This is a genomic window from Pseudoalteromonas sp. NZS11_1, from assembly GCF_015864275.1.
Classification (GTDB): Bacteria; Pseudomonadota; Gammaproteobacteria; order Enterobacterales; family Alteromonadaceae; genus Pseudoalteromonas; species Pseudoalteromonas arctica.
In genome coordinates, this window is sequence record NZ_JADYXK010000019.1 from 1 (window position 1) to 18723 (window position 18723).

Here is an 18723-nt window from a genome sequence, read left to right on the forward strand (position 1 = left end):
TGCCAAATCAATTGATAATGTGCTAATTTTCATGACGGACGTTCCCTTTTAACTGAGTGAGTTCAATTACCAGTTTGGCGCATTGACGCCGTTTTGGGGAGCGTCCATCTCATCACCCATCTTAAATTTCAGCTTAGTCAGCAGTGCAGAGCAAGTTTTCGGAGTATTAAAAAATGGACTTTGTTATATACTTAATTTTATTTTTATTGTTCTATATTTTAGTCAATTATATCCAAAGCATTATTGGGTATTACCCTAAACTAGCTAGAGAATATAAAACGGATTTAATTATTTCTGATTCCTCACTTTTAAAATCAAGCAGTATGTACTTGACGAATGTGGCAGATATTTCTCGTGAGAAAAACAGTGAATATCGGACTTGGCTAAATATTAAATCATTTCAGCAAGGTATATTTATAAGCCAAAAACGGATGTTGATTCTACTATTTCCCAGGAGTTTTTTAATACCATGGGAGCAAATTAGTTTAATAAAAGAAAAAACTAATTTTCTTAAAAATCAATATCTTTATAAAGTCGAATGTAAAAAAGAACCTGTTTATATCATTACGAAATTCGATTTATTAAAAAGCGTAAGTAACAAGAATTTACGAGAATAAATGAAGTCAAATCTTGACTTCACACACCAAAGCTTAACTGAGTTAAATCGCTTTGATATAAGCCATTATCCTCTTTAAAAGCGAAGCGCCTTATATCCTCTTTGTGAATTAGTCTTTAGATTACTAAGAGGGAACAAACTAGGAATGCGCTGAGCGTATACTTTAAACGTAAAACATCGGCGAATTAGATCTCTAATACACGCCGATGTTTATAATTTATTTAAGTAAGCACATTACTTGTAAGGTATTAAGCCTTAGTCTTGTTTGCGGTTAAGACTAATCAAACATATTGCTAAAAGTAACGTTGCAATCATGCCTGAAGCGCCAGCAACACCTGATGGAAGGAATCCATCACGGCCAAAGATGATTAATATAGCATTGGCAAACATAGCAACCACACCAGCTAAGGCAGTAAGGCCGCCAATTGCTTTGCCACCTTTAGCGATAAAAGACAGGCCAAAAACAAGAGCTGCTAATCCCAATAATAATTTAGCTGCGTAGTAAATCATGAATGACAAAGAAACCACGCCACTTATTAAAGGTTGTGCGCCTTCTACGGCACCCGCTACTTTTCCAAATGTAGAAAACAAAGTAAGGCCAATGCTTACCTGCACTATGTTAAGAATCGCGCTAAATGTTATAGCCGACCATCCTAACTGAGCGTTTTGTGCTTGCACCATAGCAGAACCCGCAAAGGCAACAAGTAGAGTGAAAACTACGGCTTCTAGTCCCCATGCATACTGCCTTGAAAAACTAATTTCTGCACTGTAAAGGGCAGTAAAAACGGCCTGTGTTAACGCTAATACCAACAATAAAGATGCCGTAATTAGCATGGTGCGTTTATTCGTAAATTCCATTATGTACCTCTTATAATTTTATATTTTATACTTTTGAAAAACTGTAATAGCTCTCATACTTGGGTAGAAGACAGGTAAAGCTATTTAATTATTTCACTCAAACCTACAAAAGTAATAATTAATAACAAATAAGCTCAAGCTACGGATTTTAATTAAAACTTAAATCGGCAAAGTCGCTTTGATTCAAGCCATTTATGCCTCTAAAAGCGCAGGGTCTCACACTCTCTTTGTGAATTAACTTTTAGATTACTAAGAGGGCATTTTACACGTATTCTAGTAATGGACATAAGCGACTTTTAAAAAGTCACTTATTGTAGTCAGGTAATGCTGTAAAAAGGCTTAAAACCTACTTTGTTAAGATAGAAATATAAAGTGAGACCAATCACTTAATGCTGTGATAGTTTGTTCTGTAGGGGGCGCAACATAGATTAAACCTGCAATTGCAATAATTGAAGCTAGCGTAATTAACTTATTATCGAAGTCAGCTATTTTTAAAGCGGTGCCAAAAGAGCGTTTAATTCTGACATTACTTAAATCTACACTGTAAATTTCATCCAGCAATAAATGAATTAATCCACCTAGTAAAATAAACCCACCCGTTAACCAGGCAAAGACGGCAGCTTGTGTGGTTGATTGGTCATTCAGTTTCCATGTTACTTGAGTCGTTAATAGCGCGCATAACAGTATAAATAGTAAAGAGTGGCAACTACCTCTATGTACTGTGATCCATTCAAAAATTGGTCTAATAATATATTTCATAAATCCGTAAACCAATAATGGCACTACGATTAACTCGATAAAGCTAATTTCAATAATGAGCTCGGTGGTTATGTAATGCAGTACCAGTAATACAGCGCTGAGTGCGAATAAGTTAAAAATAGTATCGAGTGATGTTGAGTTATCTGAATCTATATCTGGTAATAAGCCGCCGATTGAGCCTAAAAACCATAACCAGAGTGCGCCCTTTAATTCAATATGTCCTGCAGATAATAAGGTGGCTGAGGCTAAGCCTGTGATGATTACGGCAGTATTAAGATGAGTATTGAAGTTTGCCATTGTATCTCTTGATGGGAAAAAGTAGGGCATTCTATCAATTGAAAAGTTTATTGTTCAATGTTCTTTAAAAATTGGGCTTAAATAACCTTGGCTCTGCTTATAAATCACTCTCTAGTAGCCATTTTTAGTGCTAACTGCGTTGAAAGAGCTCAATTAACCATCTTACTTTTTAAACTCGTCATAAAATGCAATTTGCCCTCGACCTGTTTCTTTTACGTGGTAGAGCATTTTGTCACCATTGATCATTAATTCGAGTAGCTCTTCACCATCATTAGGGCCTACTGCAATACCAATGCTTGCACCCACGGCGCATGTTTTATTTTGTGAAATATAAATGTCTTGTTGTAACTCGTTTAGCAAAGCGATGGATTGCTCACGCGTTGTTGCTTTGTTGTAGGTATTAACTTGCCTTGCAACAATAAATTCGTCACCGCCTAGTCGGATACATATATCGGTTTCTTGATTAAAACGCTTTTTAAATCGGTGCGCTATTTCAATAAGTACTTTATCTCCGGCTTCGTGGCCGTAGGTGTCATTTATTGGTTTAAACTTATCTAAATCAATCATCATTAGTACAAGGTGCTGATTATGTTTAACGCATTCACGAAGCACTTTTTTAAGGCGTTTTTCTCCCGCGCGGCGGTTAAGTAGGTCGGTTAGTGGGTCGTGATCGGCTTCAAAACGGGTTTGAAATTCGCGTTCTGCGCGCTCAGTTACATCATGTAAAATTACTTCAACTAAGTGTTCTTGATGGGCGCCTCGCTTTGTTTCACGTTGCTCTGTTAATCTAACAAATAAGCAGTGCAACCAAATGGTTTTATGGCCCACTTTACACTCTATATCTAGGGTCGCTTGTGGCGGGTTTTTATCACAACGAATATCTGCAAGCAGGCTTTGTAACTCATCAACGTTATTTAATAGAGCGGGAAAGTGCAAGGTTGATAATTCTTCTTCGCCGGGTACGGTAAAGTAATGTTTAAACGCGGGGTTAAAGGTGGTGATAATATTATTGTCATCTAATAAACAAATACCGGCGCTGGCTTGTTCAAAAATAAGTCTAAATTTTGCTTCTAGTTCTTGGGTTTTTTTACGAAGGGATTGCTCATTACTAATGGTTAGCTTTAACTCATGCATTAGAGCGTTTATACCATGCGTTAGCCTGCTTATTTCGTCTCGCTTACCTTGTTTAAATTCTAGCATTGTCATGGTTTCGGGATTAGTGGGGTCAATTGTCGCAAAGCTGTCTGTTAGGTTTTGAATAGGCTGAGTAAGCCATTTGCGTACAACTAACGATACAAAAAAAGCGATGACGATTGATTGAATCAGCATTAAAAGAAATTCTTTTATAAGTGATGACTTTGCTTGCTGTTCAATAAATTTATCGTCGGGGTATATGGCAAGTACACCTATGAAGGAGCCTTCTATAAAGGGGTGAATTAATTTAATTAAAACAGCTTCATTTTTTTTGTTAGTAGAGCCACTTGCAATAAATAACTCCATTTCGCCTTTTGCGTTTGCTTCTCCTTCTAGGCTTGCGCCTTGCACTAAATCGTTACTTAGTAAGCCATTAATAATTTCTTGGCTTAATTCACGATCGTTTAAGTAGGCAGCTATTGCGGCTGTTTTTCCCATTGTTTGTGCTAACTGCTGCACGAGTAGGTAATTGGTGTTTTTCTTTTCTTTAAAACCCGAGTAATAAGAAAGAGTTGACGATACTAACGTAACTACAATAGCGACAATGGCGATTGATAGAGCAACGCGTACGTAGAGTGCTTGGCTAATTTTTATCAAATGTGTATACCACTTTTACTGCGTCTGTAACCTGCGATTGGGGAATATAGCCAATTGCAAATTGTGATGCCGCTATTTTGTTTAACGCGTCTTCAACGGATGTTGAGGGTGTTGGGGGCTTTGCGCGCCCTGAAAACAATAACCTAGCCCAATAAGCATTAATTTTTTGCTCATCTTTGTTGACCAGTTGTAGGTAAAAGTCATTTTTTAATGTTGATTGCGCCGGCAAATCGAGTGGTTTAGAGGTTTCACCATCAGGGAACGTTAAATAACGGCCCATGTAAATATCAATAACTTCGCGCTTGGACAAGGCGTTAATTGTATTGCTTTTATTTACCACCACTACAAATTCTGTAGATTTTGCATTAACACTAACAAGGAGCAGGCATAGCGGCTGCAACAGATAAAGGAGTACGTTACGATAGCTCATCATTGTTAAAACACCATACTAGCGTTCAAACTTAGCATATGTACTTTGTGGCCTTCGTCTACATCAGCCGGATTACTAAGGCTCCATAACCCCGCGCCTACGGGCTTTATATCAAAGCGGTCTAGTTGGGCTTTTAGCACTAAGCGCTCCGATAGCTGCCATTTTACACCTATGTTAATTGAATGCTGATGAACATAAGGCACTTTTATAGCAGCTTGTGTTGCAAGTGTTAGCTGTTGTATTGGTTCTGAAATTTGCTCGGGTGTGCCTGGTGAAAAAACAGGAGCGTTTACTTGTATAACATCATGACGATTTCTTGCTGCTGAAAAGCTCGTGTAAAATATTGCATTGTTTACCCTATACCCAGCGCTAATATAAGTGCTGAAAACTGAGGGGGCAATTATCCAATCGGATTCTGAAATACCTACTTCAGATTGAATAAGCCAATTATCATGATCGTAGGTAAGTCCAAACGCGGCATATTCTATACTGTGGCCTTTGGTATTAAATTTGTTAGATATAGTCTCTGCTTGTGGCCATATACTTTGTGGGACAGCGTCTAGTAAAGCTAAAAACTCATCTAGTGAGTCTAGCTTATAGTCACCAAAATCAGACTTTGAAAGTGAAAAGCGCACTGTCCAAGAATCCAGTGAATAGGTAGCACTTAAGGTTGTTAAATTATCAAAATCTATAAAAAAGTCTTTGTTGTATGCTTGCAGCTTTGCAGTAGAGCTCCCATAGGCGAGCTTTAAGCGTAAAAATCCTTCATCAATGGCTTTACTGTATTCAATATCCACGCCGTCGTAATTTCCTGCAATGTTTGCAAAAGAGTAGTATTCGTGAGGAGGGCGTATCCATAAGTAGGCGTATCCTACATAAGGATATTCAGAGAGTAAGTAAAGATCGCTATTTAGCCGACCAGCACGGATAGCCCAATGGCGTGAGGGGCGGTAACGTACAAAGGCGAGCTCTAAAAAGTTATCAAGACTTTTAAAGGTATGATCTTGTAAAACGACTTGTACCACGGAGTCCCAGTTTTTTGAGAGTGAGATATTAGCTTGCCCACCTAAAATTGAATCACGCGTTGCTGAAAAGCCTGTATCGTTTTCGTTTAAGTAATTAGATGCAAAGGCGATATCTGAATCGTCAGTGTAACTGAGTGTTAAGGATGCAAAACCGCTAAATTGCACGTCTATTTCATTTGCATAGCTTTTATTAGCAGCAGAAATAACCAATATAGCTATGGCAATTGTACCTCGGAACAACATGTTAGCGCTTATTTTTATGATATAGATAATAAAAAGATAGCACATTTTTTTAAATTACCAACTTTACTAACATACGTTTTTACCATAGGCATTAGGATGGCATGGACAGGCAGCTTACATTCTTTAGTGTTGGTTTTTAATTTAACTTAAATTGTAAATTTAAAATATAACACTATTCTAAGTTTCACATAAAAGAGGCTATTTTAAGTTGCTTTAATTTTTACCTCTCAAAGTAATATTATATTAACTACGTAACGTTATTTATCTTATTTGTTAATTTACAATGTTATATTGTTGCAATAAGCATTTGATATAGTATAACATTCATTCCTATGTAATTTCCCTAAATAGAGTTTTAGTGTGACAACACCTACCGCGATTAATAAAACACCACCAATTGAACAAAAAACGTTTGATAAACACGTTAGCAACACAGGCGCCGCTTTAAACGATACGATGATTGAAGTGAGCTCTTTAAATTTTAATATTAAAAATAACGCTATTTTAAAAAACTTAAGCTTTAGTGTGGCTGCAGGCGAGGTGTATGCGCTACTCGGTGGTAATGGTGCAGGTAAATCAACTACATTAAAAACGTTACTCGGATTTAATAAACCAACTCAAGGCTCTGTAAAAGTAGCCGGTAAAGAGGTTACACAAGCGCTTGATTTTGTACGTGGCAAAACCGCGTATTTGCCAGAGTCGGCAACACTTTACCCGCATTTAACTGCTCGCGAAAATGTTGAATATTTTTTATCACTTGCTGATATTAAAAAATCAGATGAACAAATTAACGCGGCTTTTAATCGTGTTGCATTACAGCGCGATGCGTGGGACCGCCACATGCAAACTTATTCAAAAGGCATGAGGCAAAAAACAGCAATTGCACTTGCGATACTGCGTGAAGCTCCGATATTTTTACTAGATGAGCCTACATCGGGCCTAGACCCTGTTGCCATTGATGAATTTAATCAACTTGTACGCGAGCTTGTATTAACTGGTGCGACTATTTTAATGGTTACGCACGATGTGTATGGCGCGTGCCAAGTGGCAAATCGTATTGGTTTACTTAAAAATGGTGAGCTGGTGGGAGAGTATGATGCGCCCCAAAGTGGGCGTATTGATACCGAGCAAGTACACGCTGCATTTGGGCATCACGCTAATAGAGGTGCTTAATGAGTATAAATAACTTTTCAAAGGTGGTGATTGTTGCCAAAGATGAGTGGCGTTATTGGCTTCGCTCAAAATTAGCAATGACCGTGCTTGCTATTGGTTTGGTGCTCACGGTTGCCTCGGTGATTGTAACGGCTATTACCATGATGGAGCTAAGCCACTCACGGCATGAATTACAGGCAACTAGCGATAAAAGCTTTGTTGATCAACCCGACCGCCATCCACACAGAATGGTGCATTACGGGCATTATGCATTTAGAACGCCTTCACCACTTAGTACGCTTGATCCGGGTATTGATGCCTACACGGGCAACTCTATATTTTTAGAAGGGCACAGACAAAATAGCGCAATGTTTGCAGATAGCCGCCAAGGTACTGCATTAACTAAATTAGGCAGTTTAACGCCTGCATTTATTGTACAGACACTCGCACCTTTATTACTGATATTAATTGGCTACAGCGGTATTAGCCGCGAGCGTGAGTCACAAACGCTCTCGTATTTGTTATCGCAAGGTACATCGGGCGCAACGCTTATTGCAGGTAAAGGATTGGCGCTACTTTCTGTTGTGGGTTTAATTTTAACTCCGCTGACGGTATCGGCTTTATTTACACTTGGCTCAGGCGAAGGCTTACTTGCGGTTGTAAGCTTTGTGCTTGGCTACGCTTTATATTTAATTGTGTGGGTGCTGCTTATTTTACTGGCATCGAGTGTGTTTAGTAAAAACAGCGGAAGCTTTACAGCACTTGCCTTTGTTTGGATTTTACTGTGTATTGTAATGCCACGTGTAGCAAGTACAACAGCCTCCACGGCAGTGCCATCAGCAGGAAAAATAGAAACCGACTTTGCTGTAAAAGCCGAACTTAGAAAACTAGGCGACGGCCACAACACAAACGACCCCGCATTTAAGCAATTTAAACAATCGCTCCTTAATAAATACAACGTGAGCAGTATTGATGAGTTACCCGTTAATTTTAGAGGGCTAGTGGCAAGCGAGTCTGAGGCTAAACTAACGAGCGTACTCAATAAGTTTGCTGAGCAGCGTATGCAAGCTGAACTTAAACAAACACAGGTATCGCGTTATTTTGGTTGGGTTTCACCTATGGTGGCTATTCGGTCGTTATCGATGATTGTGGTAGGTACGAGTATTGAAACCCATCATCGCTTTTTACGCGAAACCGAGCAGTTACGCTTTGATTTTGTGCAAGGGCTTAACAAAGTTCATGTAGAAAAGCTTAGCTACCAAGACGACATGAACCGCAATGCTGATACTGCTGCAACCCAAAAGGCACGTGTAAGTGCTCAAAATTGGCAAATACTGCAAGACTTTACTTTTAATGTAGACAGCTCAAAAGCGAGAGCGCAGCGAAGCATACCTGCTTTTTTACAGCTACTACTTTGGATTGCGGTGCTGTTAGGCGGTATTAAATTTGTAGAGAGGCGTTTGATATGAGTTACCTATTAAAACAGCTTGCGCGTGAATGGCGTTTTTTACTTCGTCAAAAATACTTAGTGGTATTACTGGTGTGTACCTTTGTAATGTCGGGGTTTGCAGTTTTCAGCGGGCTTAGTGAAGTAACACAGCAAAAGCAAACCATTGAGCGCTTAAAAGCCGCCGATTTAACTGACCTAACTAACGTTCAACATAAATACGAAGACCCAGGCTCGCTTGCCTATTACAGTTTTCACTTAACGTATTCATCGCCTTCAAATTTAGCGTTTGCTGCTTTAGGCGAGCGCGATATTTACCCGTGGAAACACCGCTTAAATTTACTTGCCCTAGAGGGACAAATATACGAAAGCGATGCGCAAAACGCAGAGCTAGCGCAGGCAGGTAAAATTGATTTTGTATTTGTAGTAAGTGCATTAGCACCGCTGATAGTTATTTTACTATTTCATGATTTATTTGCTAATGAGCGAACAAGCGGTAGGCATGATTTATTAGTAACTACTGCTAGGTCTTACTTTGCATTATGGGGGGCGCGAATAGCAGTGAGGTTGATTGCAGTAATAGTGTGTTTAATGCTGCCATTTTATATAGGTACATTGCTTAGTCATTCGGCCCTTGCTGATGTGGGGTTTGTTACTTTTATTTGTGTAATTTACATTGCGTTTTGGACTGCGCTCAGTGTGTGGTGGGGTAAAAACGCCAGCAGTGCGCCGCGTGTTGCTTCAACGTTAATTGGTTTTTGGGTGTTAGTTGCTTTTATTATTCCTATTTTAGGCGATTTAGTTATAAACAAAACGGTGCACTCACCAAAGGGCGGCGACATTGTTCTTACTCAAAGAGAGGCCGTTAACGATGCATGGGACTTACCAAAGAAAACAACAATGGATGCTTTTGTTGCTTCAAATCCACAGTGGAAAGATCACGTTGATATGCAAAGCGAGTTTGAGTGGAAATGGTATTACGCATTTCAGCAAGTTGGAGACGAAAAAGCAGGTGAACTTTCACATGCGTATCGTGATGCAGCGCATACAAAGTATCAATTAGCGGGAATTGTATCGTGGTTTTCACCGCCATTGCTGTTACAACGCAGTTTTACACGACTGGCGAGCACTGATGCTTTAGCTGCATTTAGATACGAATACCGTATGCGAGGATTTCATAAAAGTTTAAGGGAGTTTTACTACCCCTGGCTCTTTATAAAGGGTAACCCACCAAAAGCGGCGCTTAAGAATATGCCTAGCTTTAAAAAAACAATGCTTAATGAAATGGATGAGCCTGAAGTTACAGGCGTTAAGCTAAAAGAAAATTTATCAGTTAACTAATTAACAAGGTTTATAATGAATACCAATAATAAAGGGCTAAAGCTCACCTATTTAAGCGCATGCTTAGTCAGTTTATTTAGCAGCCATGCTATGGCAGTTGAGCAAAACCAAAAAGATGACAGCGTTAATAATAGCCCTATTGAAAGATTGGCTGTAATGGGTTCGCGCCAAGCGTATCAAGGTGAATTTAGTGCGTTAGAAACACCGCAATCAGAACTGAAAATAGATTTAGAAGCCCTTGAAAACGCAGGTGCGATAGATTTAAACCAAGCACTTGATTTATCGGCTTCGGTTGCTCGTCAAAATAACTTTGGTGGGCTTTGGAATAGCTTTGCACTACGTGGTTTTGTAGGCGATGAAAACTTACCAAGTAATTACCTTGTAAATGGGTTTAATGCCGGGCGTGGTTTTGGTGGTTCGCGTGATTTGTCGGGTATTGAGTCGGTTGAGGTTTTAAAAGGCCCACGCGCGGCTTTATTTGGCCGAGGAGAGCCTGGTGGTACAGTAAACCTTGTTACCAAACGCCCAACGTTTGATACAAGTGGCGAGCTAAAGCTAAGTGTAGGCAGTTTTGATACCTACCGTGCTGATGTAGATTACACAACGCCCCTTAACGACGATGTAGCAATTAGACTGGTTGGTTTTTATGAAGACGCGAAAAGCTTTCGCGATACGATAGAAACAACTAAACAAGGCTTTAGCCCATCAATAACGTGGAATATTAATGATAATAGCCAACTAATATATGAGCTTGAATACAGCGACCAAGAAGTCCCTTTTGATAGAGGTGTATTAGCTATTGATGGTGAACTTGGTTTAATACCAGAAAGTCGCTTTTTAGGAGAACCAGGTGATGGCCCAATAGAGGCAGATGTACTTGGTCATCAACTAGAGTTTATTCATGACTTTAATGATAACTGGAGCGTGTTATTAGGCGCTAATTACCGAGATACATCGCTTGAAGGATTTGCTACCGAAACCGGTTTTGCAGGAGTTGTTGATGGCGAAATAAATCGTTTTAGGCGTTATCGTGATTACGATGCTACATACCAAGTATACCGTGCAGAAGTTACCGGTAATTTAGAGGTTGCTGGGTTAGAGCATAGTTTAATAATTGGTGTGGACTCTGATAAATTCGAAAATGATCAATTTGTTCTTCGCGTGCGTGGCGATCAGTATATTAATGTATTTAACCCCGTGTATGGTGCGTATGAGTTACCTACGCCAACGGCCAATACCGATAAGTTAGAAGTGCAAGAGTCGTTAGGTATATTTATACAAGACCAAATAAGCCTCACCGATAAGCTAGATATACGTATTGGTGCACGTTTTGATGACTACGAACAAACACTTAATAACCGTTTAGCTGATACTCAATCAAAGCAAAACGAATCGCGAGTTAGCCCGCAGTTTGGTGTTGTGTATGAGGCGAGTGAGTTTGTATCTGTTTATGCCGCTTATGGCGAAAACTTTAGGCCTTTATCAGGCACTGATACAAATGGCGATGGTTTTGAGCCAAATCAGTCTACGTCGTCAGAGGTAGGGGTTAAATTTACTTTAAACGATGGCGCTCTGTTTGGCACCGTTGCTGTATTTAAAGTAGAGCAAGACAATATGCTGGTAGTTGACGATCCTACTGCATTTACTTTTGCTGCAATTGGCGAAGCACAAAGCAAAGGCATAGAAATTGATATAAACGGTGAGCTAACTGATGACGTAAGCCTATGGTTATCTTATGCGTATGTTGATGCAACTATTGAAAACTCATTTTTTGATGCGAACTTTGGCTATACAGTAGAAGCGGGAAGCTCTTTATTAAATATTCCTGAGCATCAATTTAGTTTACAGCTAGTTAAATCGTCTGAGTTATATGGTAAAGCCGTTAAATTTGGTGGAGGCTTGGTTTATGTAGGCTCACGAAACGGCTTTTTTGGTACCGATTTTGAGCTGCCAAGTTACACAACAGCGCGTGTATTTGTTGATGTTGATGTAACTGAGTCAATTGGCATGCGTGCAGAAGTAGACAATCTGTTTGATGAAACCTATTACACTAACTCATTTGCTGATGCGTGGGTTCAACCGGGGACACCGCGTAGCGTAAGGTTAAGTGCGACTTTTAAGTTTTAAACGTACACATTAAAATGAAAAGGCTGCTTTTTTTAAGCAGCCTTTTTTGTGACTTAAGACGTTTAATAATAAATACTAGTGAGTTGCTCTGTCGCCCCAAATATCTTCTAGGCGGCTGTCGCGACCACAACGCCAACGATAGGTGTTGTATCGGATTGGATTGTTTTTGTAATAATCTTGATGAAAGCTTTCCCTCCCTTTTATAGGGTAAAAGGTGCTTGCGTTTAGTATAGGTGTAACCACAGTTTGATTAGGGAACTCGGCAACTACTGCTGCTTTTGTTTTTTCGGCTAATTTACGTTGTTCGTCGTTTTGTACAAATATAGCGCTTAAGTAACTAGGGCCTTTATCGCAAAATTGGCCTTTGGCATCAAAGGGATCAATATTAACCCAGTAATGATCAAGTATACCTTGATAGCTTACTATGGCCGGATCGTAAGTAATTTCTACCGCCTCGTAATGGCCTTTATGATTACCATTGTATGTTGGATTTTTAAGTTTACCGCCAGTAAAGCCCGATATTACATCGGTTACGCCTTCTAGCTTTTCAAAGTCACTTTCCATACACCAAAAACAACCTCCAGCTAAAACGGCTCTTTCGGTTTTAGCTGCATGAGTAAATGTGCTAAACAATATTGCGGCAGATGTTAATGCGAGTGCGAGTGATTTTTTCATAAAATTATCCACCTGAAGTGTGAGTTTAAATACTTATGAAGTTAGACCCGCTAAGTGCTAATACTATTTCATTGTAGAGGCATAGTTTTAGCGGGTTAACTTATATATGGTGCAAACTAATGTGCTTATGATGTTTTATAAACGTAAAGCGGGTATTTAGATCACTTTTTAGTTAGCAGCATTGTTTAATTAGTTTAGCCAAATAAGCGTTATTTAATGGGGTGTTGAATTATGCTGGCTTGTTCATTAAAGTGACAACATTCGAGATATAAATTAGCAGGTGATAAATGAACCAGTTAACTGAAAAATCAATAAGCTGCCCTTATTGTGGAGAAAGTATAGAAGTATTACTTGATGCAGCAGATATTGATGAGCAATACATAGAAGACTGCCAAGTATGCTGTAAGCCTATTTCGTTTGTAGTATTTGAAGATGAGGACGAGTTAAATGTTAATGTTTACAGTGAAGACGAAGCATTTTAACTAGTTGATTAGATAGTAGGCTGCAAAATTGCAGCCTTTTTACTGTGTATGTGTTTGGTTAGCTATTTTGCTCACGCGCTAGCTGGTTAGGGAGAAGTTCTTCTACTATTTCGCGTGCTGGAAGTGTATAGCGTGTGCCGTCAAACATTACTGAGGTAAACTCGTTAATATTAGTAATGCCTGTTAAGGTCCAGCCTTCGCCGCGCTTTGGGCAATATACTGTGGTAGTGGGTTGTATTACTTTAAAATCGTCACTCATTACGTTATCTACTCTTTTTGCTTTAAAGATAATGCTTGTTAATGGGGTATGGTAAGTTAATAATGCCTGCCCATAAAGAGCTAATTTAACTAACCACTTAAATAAAATGTTTAATACCACAAAGCTTGAACGCGTTACGCTGCGTTTAATTACCCACAAACACGCAGCGTGTTTATTTAATATTTTAAACCACCCGCATGTGTCAGAATTTAACGACTACGAAACACCGCTCAGCAAAACTCAAATCAAACAATTAATACAAGATGATATTAGTGCCTACTACGAAGGCGAAGTGATTAGAGTCGCAATTGAACATAATACATCTGGGAAGTTAATGGGTACTTGTGGGCTTTATAATTTAACACCGTGTAAAAGTAGTGCGTTTATAGGATTTGAGCTGCACCCCGACTTTTGGGATAAAGGCGTAATGTTTGAAGTAGTCACCGGTTTTATTGAAACGCTACTTAAGGATATTGCGCTTAAACATTTATCGGCTGAGGTGAGTGCACACAATGCACGTTCCCATAATTTACTTATTAAGTTAGGTTTTAGCTTAAGAGAAAATTCTATTTGGCATAAATCACTTTAACGAAAGACGGCAATTATAAGTGCTTATCTTTTTTCAATCCTGAAAGGTCAACGCCTCCAAGTGTAAATTAAATACAAAAAATAACGGCTTTCTATTATAGTTAAGCGTAAGCAAATGAATTTGTTACCCGTGTTTTATTAAATATTTACGCTTAACAAGGATTTTATATGCTAGAAAAACTATCTCAAGATGCGCTTGTTATTTGGGCTACCATTGACCCAATAGGCACTATGGCGCTGTTTGCTGCGCTTACTTCTCATTTAACAGATCAACAACGTCGTAAAACAGCCTTTAAAACGGTGCTTTATGCTGGTTGCGTACTATTGGGTTCTATATTAATTGGACAGCTAATACTTAATGCGATGGGAATTAGGTTGGTGTCGTTTCAGTTAGGAGGCGGAATTATATTGTTTTTGTTTGGCCTGCAAATGATATTTGGAAACGATTCTAACAAAGCTAAACAAGATCCCGATCACGATATAGCAGTGTTTCCGCTAGCTATACCAGCAACTGCAACCCCTGGCGCTATTTTGGCGGTGATACTACTTACCGACAACCACATACACCCAATTACCACACAAATAGGCACAGCGCTTGTTACACTTGGTGTGTTGGGTATTACACTAATACTGTTGCTGCTTTCGGGTAAAATAATTAAGCTTATTGGTACTGGCGGCGCGTCTATTTTAACGCGTGTGATGGGGATGATTTTAGCCGCGTTTTCGGTTGAGCTTATTATGACCGCGCTTGAAATAAAACAATGGGTTAAGCTCGATTAAATAACTCCTAAACATTTAAAGGAATGCCGCATGGCAATAAAAATAACAAAACACTATTTTATTAATTTAAGTTTAGCCGTAGTCATTTTTGCTATAGGTATTTTAGCCATACGTTATTACAACCATTATGTATCGGCCTATACAGATGTAACAATTAACTCAAGTGTGCTTAATGAGTCGCGCAAAGTGTTTATAAGATTACCCGCTAATTACAATCCTAAAAAAGCGTATCCGTTAATTATTAAAACCGATGGTAACTTTAATTTAGATACATGGGACAAAGCACTTACAAAACAAGCTAAGAGCGAAAAAGGGGATAAGGCTATATTGGTGTCTATTCCTAATTTGTTTTTTACAGATACACGTAATCGCGATTTAGTGCCTCCTTATGCTCGCCAAGATGTAAATACACAAGCGCGCCCAGAGGGCGAAACACTTATAGAGCCTAATGGTGAAGCCGACAAGTTTTTAGCGTTTATTGAAACTGAGTTATTCCCGTATTTATCGGCAAAATATAAGCTTAGTAATAACCGTGTATTAAGTGGTTTTTCGGCCGGTGGCAGCTTTGTACTTTATACACTGCATACAAGGCCTGAACTGTTTAATGGCTACTTTGCATTTAGCCCAGCGGCTTGGTATGACGACATGACAGTGGTTAATAATGTAGAAGCGTTTTTAACTACCCAAGCTAACAAAGTTAAGGCGCCTACTTATTTATATCTTTCGGTGGGTGGAGCAGAGCATCCGTTAATGTTAAAAGCGTTTAATAATTTAGAGTCAGCTTTAAAAGCAAATCCTAATAATAACCTTGCGTGGCAAAGCGCTATAAACGAAGGTGCTGAGCATTCAGATAATCCACCACTTAGTGTATCAAAGGCATTAGCTGGTTATAGTGCGTTTATTAAAAAGTAGGTTAGATAGGTTTAAGTGGTAACTGTATGCATATACAGTTACCACTATTTTGTGTATTTAGAATGCTCAATCAGCTTTATAGTACTTTACTTAGTTTAATATTATTAACGACTTACAAAGGGAAGTTGGTTTAAGTTATTTTTGACAGGAAATACACGCACTGTTTTTATATACAGTGTTTAACTATTGAGTTAGAATACAGTCAGTACCTATGAGCATATACACATCTATTTGTTACTGCTTTTAATCAGCCTTACGCCTTTGTGATCAGCAATAATCAGTGTAAGTACTTTGCAATTTCAATATAGTTTCACCATCTTTTTACACTCTTAATGCAATTAATATAGATTAGCTGGTGGCTTTATAGCAAAAGAACACATCATACTAAATGTTGCTATAACGCTAAACTTAGCAATAGAGTTAAATTAGAAAAAAAGTAATCAGTAAGGTAGTGCAAATAATAAAGCGGGAGGTTTAGATAAAAAAGAGCATTTATAAAAATGCTCTTTTTTAAGTTACTACTACTTTGCTTTGGTCGGTTTAAAAAACAATACCAGTGCAATTATAAATGCTGAAACGCCACAAATTATAAATACGTTTTTCTCACCACCAGGTATGTACTGCATAAATGAGGTAAAAAACTGACCCGAGAATACAGCCATCGTAAAGTACGATAAGTTACGGCCGCGTACTTTCACATCACTGAGCTCTACCGTCATATGGTTTAAAAGCGGGATACTAAAACCAAATCCTATACCTATTAATATTGCGCCTAAAATTAAAAGTAGAGTGCTTACTTGTGTAAAACAAATATACGATAAACTAAACGCTAAAAAGGCAAATGCCAAAACCTTGGGCTCACCAAGCTTCTTTGTTATTTTAGGCATAAAGCCTGCGGTAACTACAGCCACTAAAGATATAAATGCGAGTAGTTGGCCTATTTGTGATTCGTTAAAGTTTTCTTCGTTCATTGTAATGGGTAGTAACACAGTAGACGTAAAAAATATGGTCATCGCGAGTGTTGAAATTACATAAACGCTTTTTAACGAGAGACCATTATTAGCTTTGTGGTGTAGATGTTCTGACACTTCATCGCTATTACTAGCCAGTGAGTTTTTACTTGGCACAAACAATAAAAGCATGGCCAAAAATACCCACGCTATTAAATAAAGTGAAAATGGCAGCGCCCAAAATTGCGACGCTAATAATCCGCCTAAAAATAAAAATATAACACCGCCTAACTCTATCGCCATGCCTTGTTTTGCAATCATGCCAAGGCGTGCTTCGCCTGTGTACCAAGCAGAAATTAAAACCGTACAACTTGCCATTACCACAGCAGTTATACCGCCGAGTAAAAATCGATTAGCAAATACAAGCGTTGGGCCTTTTAAAAAGTAAGCACTGGCACCTGCAACCCCATATAAAAATAACCCAATTACTAAAAGTTTATAAGCTCCGTATTTATCTATTAATTTTCCTGCTAGCGGCGCAAAAACCACAGCGCCTAACGATGGCAACGTAATTAAAAGTACAGTGTTATCGGTTATACCTAATCCTTGTGAAATACTTACTAAACCTGGCGCAAGTAGGGTTCCCACCATAATAGTTAAGCTGGCGATACACAGTAATGTAAAGCTACCCGCTGTTTTTAACATACCCATTTTTACTCCTTAAGTTTTAAGCGATTACTTTTTAGCAAATGAATTAAAAATGCCACTTAGCAAAATAAATATAATGCTTACAGCAACAACGCCAGGCCATTGATAAAGTGCAAATGCTTTAACACCAACCATTGAGCCAACAGCGCCTCCAATGTAATAACCCAGCATGTAAATTCCATTTATGCGACTTTGCGCAGTGGGGTCAATACTAAAAACACGCACTTGGTTAGCCACTTGCGCACTAAATATGGCAAAGTCGATTAGAATAATGCCAATAACTAACGACGCTAAACTGCCATTAAACAAACCTGTAATAGCAAAGCCGATTGCCGCAAGCGTAAGTGCAATCATAATTAGAGCTTTAGATCCCAGTTTGCTGACCCATTTACCCGATGACTTAGCCCCAATTACGCCAGCCAATGCTATTACACCAAATAAACCGGCTTGTTGAGCGTTGTAGTTAAATGGCTCGTTACTTACATAAATTGCAAGTGTTGCCCAAAGCACGTTAAATGATGCAAACCAAAATGCGCCCGAAAGTGTAAAGTGCTGCAGTGATTTATGTTTAATAAACAACGCCAACGTACTTTTAATGAGAGGCCAGTAACGCAAATTAGTGTGTGGCTTATTGCCAGGTAAAAACACGCGCAGTAATATACCAAATAATGCTGCGAGTACTGCCGACATTAAAAATACACTTCGCCAACCAAATTGCTCACCTACAAACCCACTTAACGTTCTTGAAAGCAAAATACCGATGGTTAAACCCATCATTAATGTGCCTAACGTGGCACCTTTTTGCTCGCTCGATACAAGCGATGCTGCAAAGGGTATTAATTGCTGGGTTATATTGGCGCTTACACCAATTAAAAATACCGATATAAGTAATAAAGGTAAGTTAGGTGCAAGCATTGCTGCACTACAAGCCACTACTAATAAGCTCGACAAAATAGTAATTAAATGCCTGCGAGCAATCGAGTCACCCAAAGGAGAAATAAATAATAACGCAAACGCGTAACCAATTTGTGTAAGCGCGGGAATACTCCCAAGCTGCGAATCAGTTAAATTAAATTCGTTCGCTATAAGCGGTAAAATAGGCTGGTTGTAGTACAAGTTTGCTGCTGTTGCTGCAATTGCAGTGGTCATTAGTAATAAAATAAATCGACTTAATGACTGATTTTGTTTGGGTTTGGTCATAGCTGTCTTGTGTTGTTAACTCATATAGCTATGGTATGAGTTCTTTACCTATAACAAAAATGATATTATTTTATAGAATCTAT

The 18723-nt window shown here is 38.7% G+C and carries 18 protein-coding genes; 9 read left to right on the top strand and 9 right to left on the bottom strand.

Annotated features, from left to right (window positions below; translation table 11 throughout):
• Nucleotides 1-173 precede the first annotated feature (173 nt).
• The gene (locus I6F44_RS13515; RefSeq protein ID WP_121954017.1) at nucleotides 174-617 is read left to right on the top strand and encodes a hypothetical protein; all 444 of its coding nucleotides are present in this window, start codon (nucleotides 174-176) and stop codon (nucleotides 615-617) included.
• A 254-nt stretch (nucleotides 618-871) separates the two neighbouring features.
• On the opposite strand, the gene I6F44_RS13520 is transcribed toward I6F44_RS13515, so the two are convergent.
• The 5 genes from I6F44_RS13520 to I6F44_RS13540 all read right to left on the bottom strand — a co-directional run bounded on the left by I6F44_RS13520 (nucleotide 872) and on the right by I6F44_RS13540 (nucleotide 6019).
• Nucleotides 872-1474, bottom strand: coding sequence for a thiamine biosynthesis protein ThiC (locus tag I6F44_RS13520; RefSeq protein WP_121954018.1), 603 nt, complete (start codon nucleotides 1472-1474; stop codon nucleotides 872-874).
• A gap of 354 nt (nucleotides 1475-1828) precedes the next feature.
• Nucleotides 1829-2530 (bottom strand): metal-dependent hydrolase, encoded by a 702-nt coding sequence (locus tag I6F44_RS13525; RefSeq protein ID WP_024593761.1) that lies wholly within the window; start codon nucleotides 2528-2530, stop codon nucleotides 1829-1831.
• Nucleotides 2531-2692: 162 nt separating this feature from the next.
• Entirely contained in the window at nucleotides 2693-4321 is a 1629-nt protein-coding gene (locus tag I6F44_RS13530) for a sensor domain-containing diguanylate cyclase (protein ID WP_121954019.1), read from the bottom strand.
• Nucleotides 4308-4754 carry a hypothetical protein gene (locus I6F44_RS13535; protein WP_024598374.1) on the bottom strand — a complete coding sequence of 149 codons (447 nt, stop codon included), beginning with the start codon at nucleotides 4752-4754 and terminating at the stop codon, nucleotides 4308-4310. The genes I6F44_RS13530 and I6F44_RS13535 overlap by 14 nt, the downstream gene beginning before the upstream one ends.
• 2 nt (nucleotides 4755-4756) lie before the next feature.
• Nucleotides 4757-6019 (bottom strand): hypothetical protein, encoded by a 1263-nt coding sequence (locus I6F44_RS13540; protein ID WP_197173948.1) that lies wholly within the window; start codon nucleotides 6017-6019, stop codon nucleotides 4757-4759.
• 456 nt (nucleotides 6020-6475) lie between these two features.
• Here I6F44_RS13540 and I6F44_RS13545 point away from each other — a divergent pair, with 456 nt between their 5' ends.
• The 4 genes from I6F44_RS13545 to I6F44_RS13560 are packed head-to-tail and all read left to right on the top strand — an operon-like array spanning nucleotide 6476 to nucleotide 12086.
• Entirely contained in the window at nucleotides 6476-7192 is a 717-nt protein-coding gene (locus I6F44_RS13545) for an ABC transporter ATP-binding protein (RefSeq protein WP_121955512.1), read from the top strand.
• Nucleotides 7192-8640: an ABC transporter permease gene (locus tag I6F44_RS13550; RefSeq protein WP_197173950.1), complete on the top strand. Its 1449-nt coding sequence runs from the start codon at nucleotides 7192-7194 to the stop codon at nucleotides 8638-8640. The genes I6F44_RS13545 and I6F44_RS13550 overlap by 1 nt, the downstream gene beginning before the upstream one ends.
• Nucleotides 8637-9959 carry a DUF3526 domain-containing protein gene (locus I6F44_RS13555; protein WP_121955510.1) on the top strand — a complete coding sequence of 441 codons (1323 nt, stop codon included), beginning with the start codon at nucleotides 8637-8639 and terminating at the stop codon, nucleotides 9957-9959. Before I6F44_RS13550 ends, I6F44_RS13555 begins: the two co-directional genes overlap by 4 nt.
• A gap of 15 nt (nucleotides 9960-9974) precedes the next feature.
• Nucleotides 9975-12086, top strand: coding sequence for a TonB-dependent siderophore receptor (locus I6F44_RS13560; protein ID WP_197173951.1), 2112 nt, complete (start codon nucleotides 9975-9977; stop codon nucleotides 12084-12086).
• 75 nt (nucleotides 12087-12161) lie between these two features.
• Here the strand turns inward: I6F44_RS13560 and msrA are convergent, their stop codons facing one another.
• Nucleotides 12162-12761 (bottom strand): peptide-methionine (S)-S-oxide reductase MsrA, encoded by a 600-nt coding sequence (msrA, locus tag I6F44_RS13565; RefSeq protein WP_197173952.1) that lies wholly within the window; start codon nucleotides 12759-12761, stop codon nucleotides 12162-12164.
• 287 nt (nucleotides 12762-13048) lie between these two features.
• Here msrA and I6F44_RS13570 point away from each other — a divergent pair, with 287 nt between their 5' ends.
• Nucleotides 13049-13243 carry a CPXCG motif-containing cysteine-rich protein gene (locus I6F44_RS13570; protein ID WP_024593951.1) on the top strand — a complete coding sequence of 65 codons (195 nt, stop codon included), beginning with the start codon at nucleotides 13049-13051 and terminating at the stop codon, nucleotides 13241-13243.
• Between the two features lie 58 nt (nucleotides 13244-13301).
• Here I6F44_RS13570 and I6F44_RS13575 read toward each other — a convergent pair whose 3' ends face one another.
• Nucleotides 13302-13502, bottom strand: coding sequence for a hypothetical protein (locus tag I6F44_RS13575; RefSeq protein ID WP_002962626.1), 201 nt, complete (start codon nucleotides 13500-13502; stop codon nucleotides 13302-13304).
• A gap of 106 nt (nucleotides 13503-13608) precedes the next feature.
• Here I6F44_RS13575 and I6F44_RS13580 point away from each other — a divergent pair, with 106 nt between their 5' ends.
• The 3 genes from I6F44_RS13580 (at nucleotide 13609) to I6F44_RS13590 (ending at nucleotide 15782) form a co-directional block, all read left to right on the top strand.
• The gene (locus I6F44_RS13580; RefSeq protein WP_197173953.1) at nucleotides 13609-14091 is read left to right on the top strand and encodes a GNAT family N-acetyltransferase; all 483 of its coding nucleotides are present in this window, start codon (nucleotides 13609-13611) and stop codon (nucleotides 14089-14091) included.
• A 167-nt stretch (nucleotides 14092-14258) separates the two neighbouring features.
• Nucleotides 14259-14870: a MarC family protein gene (locus I6F44_RS13585; RefSeq protein ID WP_024593948.1), complete on the top strand. Its 612-nt coding sequence runs from the start codon at nucleotides 14259-14261 to the stop codon at nucleotides 14868-14870.
• A 30-nt stretch (nucleotides 14871-14900) separates the two neighbouring features.
• Nucleotides 14901-15782: an alpha/beta hydrolase gene (locus I6F44_RS13590; protein ID WP_010552777.1), complete on the top strand. Its 882-nt coding sequence runs from the start codon at nucleotides 14901-14903 to the stop codon at nucleotides 15780-15782.
• Nucleotides 15783-16303: 521 nt separating this feature from the next.
• Here I6F44_RS13590 and I6F44_RS13595 read toward each other — a convergent pair.
• The gene (locus I6F44_RS13595) at nucleotides 16304-17443 is read right to left on the bottom strand and encodes an MFS transporter (protein WP_197173954.1); all 1140 of its coding nucleotides are present in this window, start codon (nucleotides 17441-17443) and stop codon (nucleotides 16304-16306) included.
• A gap of 24 nt (nucleotides 17444-17467) precedes the next feature.
• Nucleotides 17468-18640, bottom strand: coding sequence for an MFS transporter (locus I6F44_RS13600; protein WP_197173955.1), 1173 nt, complete (start codon nucleotides 18638-18640; stop codon nucleotides 17468-17470).
• Nucleotides 18641-18723 lie beyond the last annotated feature (83 nt).